We start from the raw sequence: 14,522 nt of genomic DNA, 5'->3' as shown, positions 1-14,522 counted from the left end.
AAAAACGGCGGCGGGCGCGCGGCCCGCCGCCGTTCGGGTTCAGCCGCCGGCGAACCCCGCGGCGGTCACTGCGCGTCCGGCAGCGGCGGCGGCGACGGCTCGGCGCGCTTGCCGGGCGCGCTGGCGCCGAGCTGGTACCAGTCGACCTTGCGGGTGACGACCATGATCGCGGCCAGGATCAGGAACAGCAGGCCGGCGCCGAGCACCAGGGCGTTGTCCTCGGAGATCAGCAGGCCGTACAGCGCGCCGTACAGCGTCACCAGCATCGCGCCGAAGCCGAGCGCGCGGACCAGGCTGCGCAACACCGCGCTCAGATAGAACACCAGCAAACCGATGCAGGCGACGCTGGCGATCAGGTACGACACGCCGAAGTCGATGTGCTCGCTCAGGCTCACCAGCAGCAGGAAGAAGATCGCCAGGGCCAGGCCGACCAGGCCGTACTGGATCGGGTGGATGCGCAGTTGCTTGATCAGTTCGAACATGAAGAAGCCGACGAAGGTCAGCAACACGAACAGCAGGCCGTACTTGGTCGCGCGTTCGGCCTGCGAGTAGACGTTGACCGGGTCCTTGAGGGTGATCTGGACCGCGTTGATCTCGCTGCCGATCGCGCCTTCCGGCCCCGCGGCGGCCTCATAGCTTTCGGTCAGGCCGACCGACGGCAGCACCGCGCCGGCGGTGTACTGACGCTGGGCGTTGGTGGCGACCGACGACACCCGCCAGTCGGCGCGGAAGCCGTCGGCGCCGATGCTGTCCGAGCTCGGCGGAAAGCTGCCGCCGTAGTTCGGGTGCGGCCACTTGGAACGCAGCGAGAAGCGGTTGTCCTTGCCCAGCGGCACCAGCGCCAGCGATTCGGTGCCGCCGAGGGTGAACTCCAGTTCGGTCTGCGCCTTCAGCTGAGTCGCCGGCGCCGGCGCGGCCAGACGGGCGTGGATGCCGCCGCCGTCGCGCGCGCCCTGGCCGTCTTCGATCGCCGCCTCGACGCCGTCCAGACGCAGCTTGGGATCGCGCAGGCCGCGCACGTCGGCGAAGGCGTAGCTCAGCCACGGCTTGCCGATGCTGCGGGCGATGCCGTTGACCGTGGTGCCGGGCGCGGCGACCGGGTTGGCCGGGATGTTGGCGTTGAAGCTGGCCTGGGCCTTGCCCTGCCATTCGTACACCAGCACCTTGTACAAGCCGAGCGTGCGTTCGCGCGGCACGATCTCGCCGGAGACTTCGAGCTTGGCCGGGAAGTAGGTCCAGCGGCCCTGCTCGCGATGGGCGATGCGCTTGACCACGCCCTTGTCGTCCTTTTCTTCGCTGATCCAGGTGTCCTCGTACGGCACGATCAGCGCCGGGCCGGAGAACGCCTGCGCGCCGGCGTAGCTGCGCGCGACCGTCGCCACCGCCTGGGCGCGGTAGGTCTGACGCTCGTCGATGACCCCGCCGATCATCAGCAGCGGCACCAGAATCGCCAGGGTCAGCCCCAGCACCATCAACATCTTCAACCAGACCCGCATGTCGTTCTCCCTGTGCGCGACGTTGTCCGCGACCTTGGCGGCAAGCTTGGGCGGCTTGTGCGGAGGCGCGATGGCGAGGCGGTGCGGCGACGGTGAAGCGTCGGTGAAGCGCGCGCCGCGGCCGATCCGCGGCGCCGGGCCGGGCGCTTGGGCTGCGGGCGCGCAGCGAGGATACTGGGCGCGGCCGCCCCGCCATCGTCAGGACCCCGCCCCCGGAAACGCCGCAGGAATGGACTCTCCCGCCCTCTCATCGCCGCCGACCGCGCGCGACGTCATCAACGCCGACGCGATCCGCGCCGCGATCGTGCGCCGCAGCCAGCAGCGCCGCGATCACGCCGACATCGCGCGTTGGCTGCGCAGCCATTTCTTCCGCTGGGTCGTCAACCGCTTCGCCCAAGTGCTGCCGGTGCGCAGCGAGGACAACTGGCGCGTGTGCATGAGCGCGCAGGCGCCGGCGCCATGGTTCCTGCGCAAGCTGGCGCAGGGCGACGCGGACATGCTCTACATCGACCCCGAGCACCATCTGCTGCGCGAACACGAACTGCGCATGGTCGAATTCTTTGCCGCGCGCCTGGACACGCGCCTGGCCGGCAAATTCCACCGCATCGCCTTCGCCGCCGCCGACGCCGCGTGGCGGCGCGACCACGAACGCATGCAGCGGCGCAGCCGGCGCGGCTGGTGGCCGAGCCAGCCGCATGCGCTGGCCGACATCGCGGCGACGCCGAACGGCCGCTTCGTCGAGTTGCGCGCCAGCGGCCATACCCTGCGCGCGGAACTGGCCTACGAGTCGTTCCACATGCAGCACTGCCTGGGCCAGTTCGCCCAGCGCGAGCGGCTCGAAGGCGGCTACGGCGAGCATTACGCGCGCAATTGCGAACAGGGCCGGATCCGCTTGTTCAGCCTGCGCGACGAACACAACCGCCCGCACGTCACCGTCAGTCTGGCGCTGGAACTCGGCGAGTGGAGCCTGGAGCAGATCAAGGGCAAGCAGAACACCGTGCCCGCGGCCAAGTACCTGCCCGACGTGCGGGCCCTGCTCGAACAATTGCGCCCGCACGACGGCGGCTGCGGCGACTTGCTGCTGCTGGGCCTCGTCGCCGCCGGCGGCGACGGCGCAGCCGGCTATGTCGCGTTCGGCGAACTCGACGACGTCGCGCGCCAGCGCGCGCTGCTGGCCGCCTATCCGCATCTGCTCGGCCACCATCCGGCTCCGGGCCCGCTCGAACAATGGCTGGGACTGGGCGCTCGCGCGGCCGTCGTCGAGCAGGTCGCCGTACCGCACGGGCCCGTCGTCGCCGCTGCGCTGGCGATGCGGCGCGCCGAGGCGGCCGGCGACGACGGCGAGCAGGCGGCCTACGCCGCGGCGCAGAGCGAGCTGTGCGAAACCGCGCTGAAACAGGTGTTCCCGCAATGGCTCGCCGCCTCGTTCGCACCCGCGGACGCGCCGCGCGGCGGCGGTTGGCTGGCGCGGCTGCTCGGCAAGGGCGGGCCGGCGCAGGCGGCGCCGACGCACCGGCGCTGGGCGCTGGCGGTGTCCGATCCGCTGCTGTTCCGCATCGGCCTGGTCGGCCACGACACCCGGCTGGCCGCGCCGGCGGGAATCCCGCAACGCATCCGCACCCAGGTCGAATCCGAACTGGGCTTCGCGCGCGACGGCGCCGAGGCGGCGGTGCGGAACTTTTGCGCCGAGTTCTTCCGCGTGCCCTGCTTCTCTCACCCGAATTTGCTGGAAACGGCCGCCGCGCCGGACCCGGCCGCACCCGGCGCGGATCCCGTGCGCGATCTGCTGGCCTGGCACGCCATGCGCCAGGGCTACCTGCTGCGCCTGCTCGCGGCCTGGGGCCTGATCGACGATGCGCGCGGCTGGCCGCTGCTGCTGCTCAACGCCCAGCGCGTGCAGGACGGCTTCGCCGATTGGCGCGCGTTCGGCGCCGCCGCCGGCCGCGGCCATGCCACCTGGCTGCGCTGGAGCAGCCACGAGGCGCGCAACGCCCGCGCCACCGAAGTGGCGATCGCCGATTATCTGGACCAGTACGATTGCCCGTGGACGCGGCTGAGCTGGTCCGGGTTCGACCTGAGCGAGGCGATCGCGACCGGGTCGGACCCACCGGGTTCGACCGTCGCTGTCTAAGTCCCTTCCCCCAATCCCCACGCACAAGGATCGTCCATGTCCCCACTCAAAGCCGTCAGCGTCGCCGAGGCCATCGCCGCGGAAGGCCGCGTCGACTACGCCGCGTGGCTGCCGCAGCAACGCTGGGACGAGCTCGAGCGCGCGCTGCAAGCGGTGCGCGATGCGCAGAGCGAACCGCAGCCCGCGCTGGACTACATCGAGGTCTACGGCGATTTCTTCGGCCACGCCCTCGCGCACGGCCGCGACGCGCTCGCGCAACTGCGGCAATGGCGCGCGCAACGGCCCGACAGCCGCTTTCCGGCGATGCTCGAAGTCGCCTACTGGGCCGCGTGGTTCGGCGAGTACCGCAGCACCACCACCGCCGACCGGGTCACGCCGGCGATGCGCGCCTGCGCGCGCACCGCCCAGGACGCGATGCTGTGCGCGGTGATCCGCATGCTCGACGGCGGCCACGGCGAGTGGCCGGCGATCACCAGCGTGCTCTACAGCGAGGCCGCGTTCGGCGAACCCAAATGGTGGCGGCGCTGGCTGCTCAAGGGCGAACGGCCCACCGCGCTGCCGGGCCACGGCGAATCGGCCGAGATCGAAGCGATGCTGGCGCCGTCCGGCGCGGCCGCCGAGCTGGCCGAGTATCTGCGCGCGCTGCCGCAACACCTGCCGCCGCCGCTGACCGCCGAGCCGCTGGCGTGGCGGCGCGAACAGTCCGACCAGGACGACGCGGCGCTGCAATACTGGCTGCGCGTCGCTTTCGCGCTGGACCCGCACGCGCTGGACGCGGCCGCCGCCTACGTGTCGTTGCGCATGCCGCGCTGGGGCGGCAGCTGGGAGGAAATGCTCGCCTTCGCCGACTCGCCGCTGTGCGAACGTTTCGACGAACACGAACGCAACACGCTGCGCTTCTTCGCCTGGTTCGACGAGCTGGAAGTCGACGACAGCGACATGCTCGAAGACCCGCGCGTGCTGCGCCATCACCTGCGCCTGGGCCAGCAGTTGCTGGAGCGGCCGCTGGCGGAGAACCTGCGCGGCCGCGTGCACAAGTATCTGGCTTACCTGGAAGTGCGCAACGACCGGATCGAAGCCGCCTGCGCCCATTACGCCCACAGCGCCCCGCACAATCACTACGAACAATGGGCCCTGGTGCGCGCGGTGTCGACGTGGTGCGCCAGCGACGAGCGCGGGCCGTGGCTCGGCAAGATCGCCGAGGTGAACCGCTTGGTCAGCGCGCACGGCGCGGCGCTGTACGGCCTGTTGAGCCTCAACGGCTGGGCCGGGATCGAGCGCGACGCGCAGGTCGCCGACGGCTGGTTCGAACTCGCCGCGGCGAAGACCGCCGACCGCAGCATCGTGCCCGACTCGCCGTTCAATGCGCTGGCGCCGCTCGGCGAAACGCTGGGCGCGGACGCGCTGCTGCCGATGTGGCTCAAGGCCGCGGCGCTCGGCGACGCGTCCGCGCAGTTCAGCTGCGGCGCCTACTTCCACGACGAACGCGCCGACACCGAACGCGCGCTGCAGTACTACCGCCAGGCCGCCGACAACCGTCACGAAGTGGCGATGTTCAACGTCGCCTGGCTGGCGATGGCGCCGGTGCGCGAAGGCGAAGTGTCCGGCGCGCAGGCCGACGCCATCGCCGGCGAGGCGCTGGACTATCTCGAACGCGCGCGGACCCGGATCGAACAAGTCCTGGAAGGCGATCATCAGGAATTCGACGTGCAGTTGCTCGACCGCGTCCGCAATTACTTCGGCGTGATCCTGCGCTTCGACTGGCCGCCGCTGTCGGCGCGCCGGCGCGCCGAGCCGCATGTGCTCGAATTCGCCAACGACGGCTACCTGGATTCGATGGTCTCGCTGGCGTGGTGGTACGGCGACAAGAAGCTGCCGGGCTACCAGTACGACGAAGCGGTGTACTGGATCGAGGCCGCGCGCCATCTGCAGCCGGACAGCGAATACGTGCAGAACGCGCTCGACTTCGTCGAGGGCGATTCGTTCTTCAGCCGGATGAAGTTCGCGATGGCGCAGAACCGCGCCCGGCGCCGCGGGCTGCCCGGCGAAGGCGAAGACGCGGCGCTGTAAGCGGCGAAGCGCGCCGCCCTCGCAGGCGGCGCGTTCAGCGCGGCATGCTCAGCCCGGCACGCTCAAACTCGCCTGCGCGCCGCCGCCTTCGCGATTGCTCAACGCGGCCTCGCCGCCGTGCAGCGCGGCCACCTCGGCCACGAAGCACAGCCCCAGGCCGCTGCTGCGGCTGCCGCCGGCCGGGCGCGGCAGCGAATAGAAGCGTTCGAACACCCGGCCCAGCGCGTAATCGGGCACGCCGGGGCCGCGGTCGCCGATCTCGATGCGCTGGCGGTCGCCGTCGCGGCGCAGGCGCAGCAGGATCTCGCCGCCGTCGGGCGAGAAATCGGCGGCGTTGTCGATCAGGTTGACCAGCGCCTGACGCAGCAGGAACGCGTCGCCCTGCACCGGCGGCAGGTTCGGCTCCAGGTCGAGCAGCAGCTTGGCGCCGCTGTCGCGCAGGCGCTGCGCGCAATGCTCGGCCGCTTCCTGGGCGATCGCCGCCAGCGCCGCCGGCTCGGGCTTGTCCAGGCTCTGGCGATGCTCGACCGCGGCCAGCGCCAGCAGCTTGTCGATCATCTGCGCCAGCCGCTCGGCCTGGCGGCGGATGCTGCCGGCGAAGCGGGCGCGGTCGGCGCCGCTCATGCCGCCTTCGCCGGGCGGCGATTCCAGCAGCTCGGCGCTGCCGCGGATCGCCGCGAGCGGGCTTTTCATCTCATGGGTCAGGGTGTGCACGTACTGCTCGACGTACTGCTTGCCTTCCAGGCGCGTGCGCATCGTCTCCAGCGCGCGGCCGAGTTCGCCGAACTCGCCGGCCGCGTCCGGCGCAGTCGCGCGCGCGCCGGCGGTGACCGCGTTGGCGTAGCGGCGCAGCAGGCCGATCTGGCGCGACAGCCACCACGACACGCCGACCCCGACCAGCAAGGCCGCACCCATCAGCACGAAACCCCAGCGCACTACCACGTGCTGGCTGCGGGCGATGAACGGCGCGATCGCGCTGTTCGGCTTGGCCACGCTGAGCGCTCCCACTATCCGGCCGGCGTCGTCGCGGATCGGCGCGGCCACGTGCATCACCGTGTCGTCCGGATCGCCGCTCTCGCCGGGGCTGGAGCGCGCGCCGTAGCGCCCGCGCAAGGTCAGGTAGATGTCGTTCCAGCGCGAATAGTCCTTGCCCACGTCGCGCCCGGAACTGTCGAACACCACCTTGCCGGCGGCGTCGGTGACGTAGACGCGGTAGTTCGACGAGCGCTTGCGGAAGCCCCAGATCGCCGCGCCGACGTCGCGCGCCGCCAGCGCGCGCACGCGCTTGGCGAAATCGCCCTGATCGATGCGGCCGGCGAGGAAATCGTCGGCGGCCAGTTCGGCCAGCACGTTGGCGGTGTCGACCAGGGTGTCTTCCATCGCCTGGCGCACGCCCGGCTTGACCTCGGCCACGAACACCCGCGCCAGCAGGGTCGCGGCCAGCGCCACGATCAGGAAGTAGCCCAGGAAGATCCGCAGTCCGATTTTCATGCGCGCGCGCCTTCGCTCAGCCGTTGTCCAGCGAATAGCCCAGGCCGCGATGGGTGCGGATCGGATCGGCGTCGGAATCGACGTCGCGCAGCTTGGCGCGCAGGGTCTTGATGTGGGTGTCGACGGTGCGGTCGCCGCTGTCGAGCGCGTCGCCCCAGACCCGGTCCATCAGCTGCGCGCGCGACAGCACCGCGCCGGGGCGTTGCAGCAGCGCGGCCAGCAGGCCGTATTCGTAGCGGGTCAGGTCCAGCGCCTGGCCGCGGTAGCGGATGCGCTTGCCCTCGTTGTCGTGGACGAAGCCGCGCTCCGGCTCGGCGGCCGCGGCGCCGGCCGCGCCGACGCCGCCGACGCGGCGCAGCACCACCCGCACCCGCGTCGCCAGCTCGCGCGGCGAGAACGGCTTGGTGACGTAGTCGTCGGCGCCGATCTCCAGCCCGAGGATGCGGTCGGCCTCGGCGTTCTGCGCGGTCAGGAAGATCACCGGCAGATCGCGCTCGCGGCGCAGCTCGCGGCACAGCGCGAAGCCGCCGATGTCGGGCAGGCCCACGTCGAGCACGGCCAGATCGAACGGCTCGCGCGCCGCTTCGCGCAGCGCGTCGCCGCCGGTCAGGCAGTGCACCGCCTGGAAGCCCTCGGCGCGCAACGCGTAGAGCACGGTGTCGGCGATGGCGGATTCGTCTTCTACCAGGAGGATGCGCATGGAGCAGGGATTCGGGATTGGGGATTCGGGATCAGCAAAAGCGGCTTTCGCGGTCATTATGGGGTAGTGCGGGACTCTGGAATGCCGGACGCCGGCGCGAACCGGCCGGCTGACCCATAATGTCCCCGCCGGACCGCTTGTACCAATCCCGAATCCCGAATCCCGATCCCCGCCGAATGAACTACCGCCACGCCTTCCACGCCGGCAACCACGCCGACGTGCTCAAGCACATCGCCCTGCTCGCCCTGTGCGATGCGCTGACCGCCAAGCCGGCGCCGCTGTTCGCCCTGGACACCCATGCCGGGCGCGGGCTGTACGCGCTGGACGGCAATTCGGCCCAGCGCACCGGCGAAGCCGAGGGCGGCATCGGCCGGCTGATCGCCGAGGCGCCCAAGCAGCCGCTGATCGGACGCTATCTGGCCGCCGTGCGCGCCTGCCGCCAGGAGCACGGCGGCGCCGCCTATCCGGGCTCGCCGTGGCTGCTGGCGCACGCGCTGCGCAGCGACGACCGCATCGCCGCGTGCGAGCTGCAAGCGGAAGAAGCGGCCCAGCTCAAGCACGTGTTCGCGCGCGACGAGCGCGTCGCCGCGCACCAGCGCGACGGCTACGCGGCGATGAAGGCGCTGCTGCCGCCGCGCATCGGCGAAACCCGCTACAACCGCGGCCTGGTCCTGATCGACCCGCCGTTCGAAGCGCAACTGGCCGAGTTCGACACCGCCCTGGCCGCGCTGCGCGACGCGCTCACGCGCTGGCCGCAGGGCACTTACGCGCTGTGGTACCCGATCAAGCGCCGGCGCGCGCTGCAACCGTTCTACCGCCGCGCCGCGACCTTGCCGGCCAAGTCCGCGCTGACCGTCGAACTGCTGGTGCGCGCCGACGATTCGCCGCTGCGCATGAACGGCAGCGGCCTGCTGGTGCTCAACGCGCCGTGGCATTTCGACCAGCAGATGCAGGCGGTGCTGCCGGCGCTGGCGCGCACGCTCGGCGAGACGGCGGATGCGGCCGGCGCGGTGCAGTGGTTGAAGCAGGCCGACTGAGCGGGCCGACGGGCGCGCCGTCGCAATCGCGCGCTGCAACGCAACGAAAACCGCCGCCGGCGCTGCGCCGCCGGCACGCGCACAGCGCCGCGCGCGCGCCGGCATCACAGTTCCGCCGCTGCCGCCTTGCCGCCGCGACGGCGCATGCCGTAAGACCGACGGCGCCCAATGACGGGCCCAGACAAGGATTTCGCCATGCTTAGGAAGAAAGCCGTCCTGCTCGCCTGCTGCGCGTTCGCCTTCGGCATCGGCATGACCGCCACTGCGGTCGCCGCCTGCAACAACACCTGCCGCCTGGGTTGCGAGCGCGCCTACGCCAGCTGCAACCCGGCCACCACGAACTGCGAGTTGAACTACGCCAATTGCTATCGCCGCTGCGGCTGCGTGCTTCCCTGACGGTCCCGGCCGGGCCGCGCAGTCGCGGCCCGGCTTGTCCGGCCGCAGCGCGCGGCGACAGCCGCCGCATCTCGGTCAGGCCGTGGCCGGCGCGAATCCGTAGTACGGCCTGCGGCTGGCGACGAAGCCGTGGCGCGGGTAGAAATCGCGGGAGCGCCGCGTGGTCTCGACGACCGTCGCGGCCGATGCAGGGTCGGCGTCGATGCGTGCAGACGCCTGCGCGGCAAGCGCGCGCCCGCCGCGAAACAGCCGGGCACGTCGCTGTCGAACAGGACGATGCAGGGCGCGCGGTTCTGGCGCCGGTGGCGGCGCACGCTCGCCGCAGCGAATTTCGCCGGGACGTCAGTAGCAATCCCAGTGATACGACACACGGCTGAAATCCGCGCGCGCCAGATCGTCGGGATCGATGAAGAAATTGGCGATGCCCGAATCGCCCCACATCATCTGATCGTCGCTGTCGAGCTGGAACAGCAGCACCCGGCGGTCGCCGGGCTCGCGCGGGTCGCTCTGGGTGAACTGCGGGTGGCCGCCGAGCTTGTGGCCGCTGCGGTCGAGGTACTCGGACACCTTGTCGGTGAGTTCCTCGTAGCTGTCCGTGGTCTGCGGATGCTCGCGCAGATACTGCGCCGCCAGCTCGGCCGGATCGCCGCCCAAGGCGTCGTTCAAGCCGACATCGGCGATGCCGATGCTCTCGTAATCGGTGGAGAACGTCATCCGCCGCGGCTTGGCCGGATCGAACGGCAGCTGCTCGGCCGCCGCGCCCGCGGGCGGCGCGACGTCCGGCGCCGAGGCGTCGGCCCAATACACCACGCGGAAACCCTTTTGCTGCGCCAGCGCCTGCATGCGGTCGCCGCGGTCGGCGGCGTCGAGCGCGGCGCCGTAGTAGTCGTCGCCACTGATGAAGAACTGCAACAGGCCGCGCTCGGGATAGCCGGGCATCTTCGGCACCGCGGCCAGATCGATCTGCGCCAGCAGGCTCAACGGCCGGCCCTGCGGATCGCGCGGATACTCGCGCCCGGCCGCCCAGTAGGCGCGGCCGCCGACCTTGCTGGCGCGGGTTTCGTCGCGCGCCATCGGCGCGAGCGCGATGCGCAGCAACGGCCGCTGGCTGCGCTCCAGCGCCAGCGCGGCCGGGGCCAGCGCGGCTTTGGCCAGGGCGTGCTCGTCTTTCAAGCCGCAGCCCTCGGCGTCCGCGGGCTCGCCTCGGGTCTGCTTCGGGGTCTTGTCGCCGGTCAGGTTCCGCGACTTGTCGCCCGGCGTATTGAGCTGAAAGCGGTAGTAGGTATGTTTCATCTTGCGGTCCAGCAAATACAGCCCGCCGCCGGCCGCGCCGAGCAAGGCCAGCACGATCGCGCTCGACAACAACACCGCCTTGCCCGTGTTCATCGCATCCCTTCCCTGTCCGTTACGGTCGGATTATCGCCGCGACCGACGCGCGAACAAAGCGCGCAAACGAAAAGCCCGGCGCGGGGCCGGGCTGTTTCGCGCAACGCCGCGGCTTACGCCGCCGGCTTGAAGTCCGGCTCGAAGAAGCTCCAGCGCACTTCCGGGAAGGCCTGCTTCATCGCCCGCTCGACCGCGTTGATCTGCTCGGTCAGGCCGGCGACGCTGTGCTCCTCGCGCATCTGCGCCTGCACCGACACCATCACCTCGTTGCCCAGTTGCAGGGTGATCAGGCTGATCACGCGCGCCACTTCCGGGCGCGCGTCGAGGAATTCGCGGATCTGCTGCTGGCGCAGCGGGTCGACACTCTGGCCGATCAGCATCGCCTTGACCTCGATGGCGACGAACACCGCGACGATGATCAGCAGCGCGCCGATGCACACCGTACCGATCGCGTCCCAGATCGGGTTGCCGGTGACCACCGTCAGCATCACCGCGATCAGCGCCAGCACCAGGCCCAGCAGCGCGGCCAGGTCTTCGCCGAAGATCACCACCAGCTCGGCCTGGCGGCTCTCGCGGAACCACTGCCACAGCGAACGCTGGCCGCGCGCCTTGGCCACTTCCTGCAGACAGGCGCGCATCGAAATGCCTTCGGCGACGATGCCGAACACCAGCACGCCGGCCGCCCACCACCACTGCTTCAGCGGCTCGGGATGCTGCAGCTTGTGGATGCCTTCGTACAGCGAAAACATGCCGCCGACGGTGAACAGCATCACCGCGACCAGGAACGACCAGAAGTAGATCGCCTTGCCGTAACCCAGCGGATAGTCCGGCGACGGCGGGCGCTTGGCCTGCTTGAGGCCGAGGATCAGCAGACCCTGGTTGCCGCAGTCGGCCAGCGAGTGGACGGTCTCGGCCAGCATGGCGCTGGAGCCGGTGAAGAACGCGGCCACGCCCTTGGCCACCGCGATCGCGAAATTGGCGCCGAGCGCGAACAAGATCGCGCGGGTCGAATCACCACCACCTGCCATGACTGAACTGCTCCTTGGGTCGAGGCGCCGGAGTCTAGCATTGCCGATGCTGGCGGTTGAGTGGCTTGCGCTTGGCAGGCGCGGGTGTTCGCGCGGGATGCGTCGATGTTGGGGCGCGCGGTAATTCCGTCGCGATGAAGCCCTGGATGCCCGCATTCGCGGGCATGACGGCGGGTGGGTTTCGCGGCGCCTCTTGAAGTTCGCGGCGCCTCTTAGAGATCGTCATCCCCGCGAAGGCGGGGATCCAGAGACTTCGGTGTCCTGCCTGGGTGGAGCCCTGGATGCCCGTCTTCGCGGGCATGACGTCCGCTAGATGCACGACGGGCCGTATGGTCTTCCCTCTGTCCCGGCGAACCCTCGACCTGCCCAGCACACACCGCCCGTGCCAGGCCCACCCCCTCCGGCACTGGCGTCGCGTCCGTCGGCTGGGCATTGTCAGGCCGCATTCACACGGCCATCATGCCTCTCGTCCGCATCCCCCCGCGACGGCCGTACCCATCGAAAGTGCCGTACCAGCCCGGCAGGGCCCACCCTTCACCCCGCCGGAAGCGTATTCAGGCTGTTCAGTGTCGCCGGGCCGCCGGTGCCGCCGCCGAGAATCGGATGAAGGGCCAAATTCGTCACAATGTGCCACTATCCGCTCATGGCCACGCGTGAACGTCTCCCGCCCTGGCACGAACGCCAGCGGCTCCCCAACGGACGCGAAGTCCTGATCCGACCGGTCAGGCCCGAGGACGCCGATCCTCTGCGCGCCGGCTTCGCCCTGCTCCAGCCCGACGAGGTGCGCCAGCGCTTCCTCTACGCGCTCAAGGAGCTCACCCCCGAGATGGCCGAGCGCTTCACCCGGGTCGATCCGCGCACCGAGTTCGCCCTGGTCGCAGCCGAGCCGCTGCCGCCGGGCGAGGCCCTGGTCGGCGCGGTCGCGCGGGTCGTGATCGACGAGCGCACCCAGGACGCGGAGTTCGCGATCCTGGTCAGCCGCTACATCGCCAACATGGGCTTGGGCCGCTATCTGATGACCCGGCTGGTGAAGTGGGCGCGCGGCAAGAAGGTGCACCGGCTGTACGGCGACGTGTTCGAACACAACACGCCGATGCTGTCGCTGGCCCACTCGCTCGGCTTCGAACGCGAGTTCCACCAGGATTCGCCGGGCCTGATCCGGGTGTCGCTGGACCTGCGCAACAAGCCGACGGCTGCCGAAGGCGCCAGCGGCGCCTGATTGGGAATGTCGCGCCACAGGCGCCTGATTGGGCGTGTCGCGCCCCCGTCTCCTGATCCCGGCATGGCGCCTCCGGCGCCAGCCGCGGCCCCCGCCGCCGCATTCGGCGACGGGGGCGAACCGCTGCAAGCTTTCGCTCAGGGCTCGGTGCCCGGCGGCGCCGCGCAAGCCATGTACGAATACGTCTTCTGGCTGGTGCGCCGCCCCCACGGCAACGGCATCGGCGCGCCTTCGGGACAGACCCCGTCGACATCGCCGCCGACCGCCTCGCCTTCGAACCAGTAGGTGGTGATCAGCAGTTTGCCGTTGGGCACCACCGGCCCGGCCAGCCCCAGCGGCGCGAACGCCGCCAGCGCCACCAGCGCCAATCCCAGCCCGCCGCGGCGTACGCGCGAATCGCGCATGATCCTGTTCATCGCATCGTTCCTCCCGAATCGTCGCCGCGTGCGCGGCGGTCGATGCTGCCGACGTCGCGTTTACTCGACGCTGGCGCAGTCCATGTAGGTGATCGTCGGCGTGCCGCCGGTATAACCCCAGTCCAGCGGATACGGCGTGTTCGGCGGGCAGTTGCCGTAATGCCGCTGGCCATGGGCGACGCCGTCGCTGCTCCAGGTCACGATCATCCAGCCGTTGTCGGGCGGATACGGCAATGCCGACAACCCCAGCGAAAACGAGCCGGCCAGCGCGAGCACCGCGGCGGCGAGCGACCATTTGACTGTCTTGCGCTTCATCGGGCTTCTCCTTAGCGTCGGCACGCCATCGGCCCGCGCGAACGCGCGGCCGGGAACGATGGATGCGGCCGCTGCGGCCGCGATGCCGTGATTGATTCGGCGTCCCCTGCCTCCATCCAAGACGGACTGCGTTCGGACGGGCGTCCGCGCATCGGTACGCGCCCGCAGCCCACACCGCATTCGCCGGTCTCGTGCCCAGGCTTCATGCGGACTGGCGCTGTCCGGTATAGCGCGTTGCGTCGCGCGCTTCCGCGACACCGGACGCAAAGCGCGCACGCCGCAGCCGCCGGCGGGCCGGATGACGCTGCGCCCCTGCCCGATGTGCAGCGGCGCAGGGCGTCGCGCCTCGAATCGAGCCGCCCGCCGCCGCATTGCCCGGCGGCGGGCGGCGGCGCCCGCAACATCGGATAACGCGCCTGCCTACAGTTGGTTGCAAGGAATGCGTTGATCGAGGTAGTTCGAGGTCTGCCGCCCCCAATCTTTCGGGCGAACCACTATGCGGCAGTAACCGCCATAGGACGCGCCGACCCTCTCGGTCCGGACGGAATCGCCCTCGGCGTAATAGGTGCGGATCAACAGGAAATCGTTGCCTTCCGGAAAAGCGAAACTGCTCAGCGAAAACAAACCGCCCGCCGCGATCAGCCCGACGGCCGCCACGCGCCGCAGCGCGCGCCAACGCTTCTGGTTCTGCATGCTCCCCTCCTCGACCTTGAGTCAGAACGGCCGCAAACCGATGCGGCCGCGGCGAGCCTAACACCGTTTCCGCAGCTGTTTTCCAGGGGTTTTTCGCGCATATGCAACCTTCATGCACGCATTGCGCACAGGTGACATTAATCC

13 protein-coding genes are annotated in these 14,522 nt (G+C 70.4%); 5 read left to right on the top strand and 8 right to left on the bottom strand.

Annotated elements, in window-relative coordinates; all coding sequences use genetic code 11:
• Window positions 1–65: 65 nt before the first annotated feature.
• Window positions 66–1,496, bottom strand: a complete 1,431-nt coding sequence (gene creD / locus JHW38_RS24495; RefSeq protein WP_207523875.1) for a cell envelope integrity protein CreD — start codon at window positions 1,494–1,496, stop codon at window positions 66–68.
• Between the two features lie 229 nt (window positions 1,497–1,725).
• Here creD and JHW38_RS24490 point away from each other — a divergent pair, with 229 nt between their 5' ends.
• Both JHW38_RS24490 and JHW38_RS24485 read left to right on the top strand, forming a co-directional pair.
• Window positions 1,726–3,627: a DUF1266 domain-containing protein gene (locus tag JHW38_RS24490; protein WP_207523874.1), complete on the top strand. Its 1,902-nt coding sequence runs from the start codon at window positions 1,726–1,728 to the stop codon at window positions 3,625–3,627.
• A 36-nt stretch (window positions 3,628–3,663) separates the two neighbouring features.
• On the top strand, window positions 3,664–5,697 hold the full coding sequence (locus JHW38_RS24485) for a DUF4034 domain-containing protein (RefSeq protein WP_207523873.1): 2,034 nt from the start codon (window positions 3,664–3,666) through the stop codon (window positions 5,695–5,697).
• Window positions 5,698–5,745: 48 nt separating this feature from the next.
• Here JHW38_RS24485 and creC read toward each other — a convergent pair whose 3' ends face one another.
• Together creC and creB are read right to left on the bottom strand one after the other, a co-directional pair.
• Window positions 5,746–7,188, bottom strand: coding sequence for a two-component system sensor histidine kinase CreC (creC, locus tag JHW38_RS24480; RefSeq protein ID WP_207523872.1), 1,443 nt, complete (start codon window positions 7,186–7,188; stop codon window positions 5,746–5,748).
• Window positions 7,189–7,204: 16 nt separating this feature from the next.
• Window positions 7,205–7,888, bottom strand: a complete 684-nt coding sequence (gene creB, locus JHW38_RS24475) for a two-component system response regulator CreB (RefSeq protein WP_207523871.1) — start codon at window positions 7,886–7,888, stop codon at window positions 7,205–7,207.
• A gap of 176 nt (window positions 7,889–8,064) precedes the next feature.
• Between creB and JHW38_RS24470 the strand changes: the two genes are divergently transcribed.
• Both JHW38_RS24470 and JHW38_RS24465 read left to right on the top strand, forming a co-directional pair.
• The gene (locus JHW38_RS24470; protein WP_207523870.1) at window positions 8,065–8,925 is read left to right on the top strand and encodes a 23S rRNA (adenine(2030)-N(6))-methyltransferase RlmJ; all 861 of its coding nucleotides are present in this window, start codon (window positions 8,065–8,067) and stop codon (window positions 8,923–8,925) included.
• A gap of 195 nt (window positions 8,926–9,120) precedes the next feature.
• Window positions 9,121–9,321 carry a hypothetical protein gene (locus tag JHW38_RS24465; RefSeq protein ID WP_207523869.1) on the top strand — a complete coding sequence of 67 codons (201 nt, stop codon included), beginning with the start codon at window positions 9,121–9,123 and terminating at the stop codon, window positions 9,319–9,321.
• 342 nt (window positions 9,322–9,663) lie between these two features.
• Here the strand turns inward: JHW38_RS24465 and JHW38_RS24460 are convergent, their stop codons facing one another.
• Both JHW38_RS24460 and JHW38_RS24455 read right to left on the bottom strand, forming a co-directional pair.
• Window positions 9,664–10,707: a YwqG family protein gene (locus JHW38_RS24460; protein WP_207523868.1), complete on the bottom strand. Its 1,044-nt coding sequence runs from the start codon at window positions 10,705–10,707 to the stop codon at window positions 9,664–9,666.
• A 113-nt stretch (window positions 10,708–10,820) separates the two neighbouring features.
• Entirely contained in the window at window positions 10,821–11,735 is a 915-nt protein-coding gene (locus JHW38_RS24455) for a cation diffusion facilitator family transporter (protein ID WP_207523867.1), read from the bottom strand.
• A gap of 643 nt (window positions 11,736–12,378) precedes the next feature.
• Between JHW38_RS24455 and JHW38_RS24450 the strand changes: the two genes are divergently transcribed.
• Window positions 12,379–12,954 (top strand): GNAT family N-acetyltransferase, encoded by a 576-nt coding sequence (locus tag JHW38_RS24450; RefSeq protein ID WP_207523866.1) that lies wholly within the window; start codon window positions 12,379–12,381, stop codon window positions 12,952–12,954.
• Window positions 12,955–13,091: 137 nt separating this feature from the next.
• Here JHW38_RS24450 and JHW38_RS24445 read toward each other — a convergent pair whose 3' ends face one another.
• The 3 genes from JHW38_RS24445 to JHW38_RS24435 form a co-directional block, all read right to left on the bottom strand.
• Window positions 13,092–13,370, bottom strand: a complete 279-nt coding sequence (locus JHW38_RS24445) for a hypothetical protein (RefSeq protein WP_207523865.1) — start codon at window positions 13,368–13,370, stop codon at window positions 13,092–13,094.
• A 60-nt stretch (window positions 13,371–13,430) separates the two neighbouring features.
• A complete protein-coding gene (locus JHW38_RS24440) occupies window positions 13,431–13,685 on the bottom strand; it encodes a hypothetical protein (RefSeq protein WP_207523864.1) in 255 nt (84 codons plus the stop codon).
• Between the two features lie 420 nt (window positions 13,686–14,105).
• On the bottom strand, window positions 14,106–14,378 hold the full coding sequence (locus JHW38_RS24435) for a hypothetical protein (RefSeq protein ID WP_207523863.1): 273 nt from the start codon (window positions 14,376–14,378) through the stop codon (window positions 14,106–14,108).
• Window positions 14,379–14,522 lie beyond the last annotated feature (144 nt).

The sequence above is a fragment of the Lysobacter enzymogenes genome, from assembly GCF_017355525.1.
Lineage (GTDB): Bacteria > Pseudomonadota > Gammaproteobacteria > Xanthomonadales > Xanthomonadaceae > Lysobacter > Lysobacter enzymogenes_C.
The sequence above is the reverse complement of the archived record's forward strand: the minus strand, read 5'-3'. Positions and strand labels throughout refer to the sequence as shown.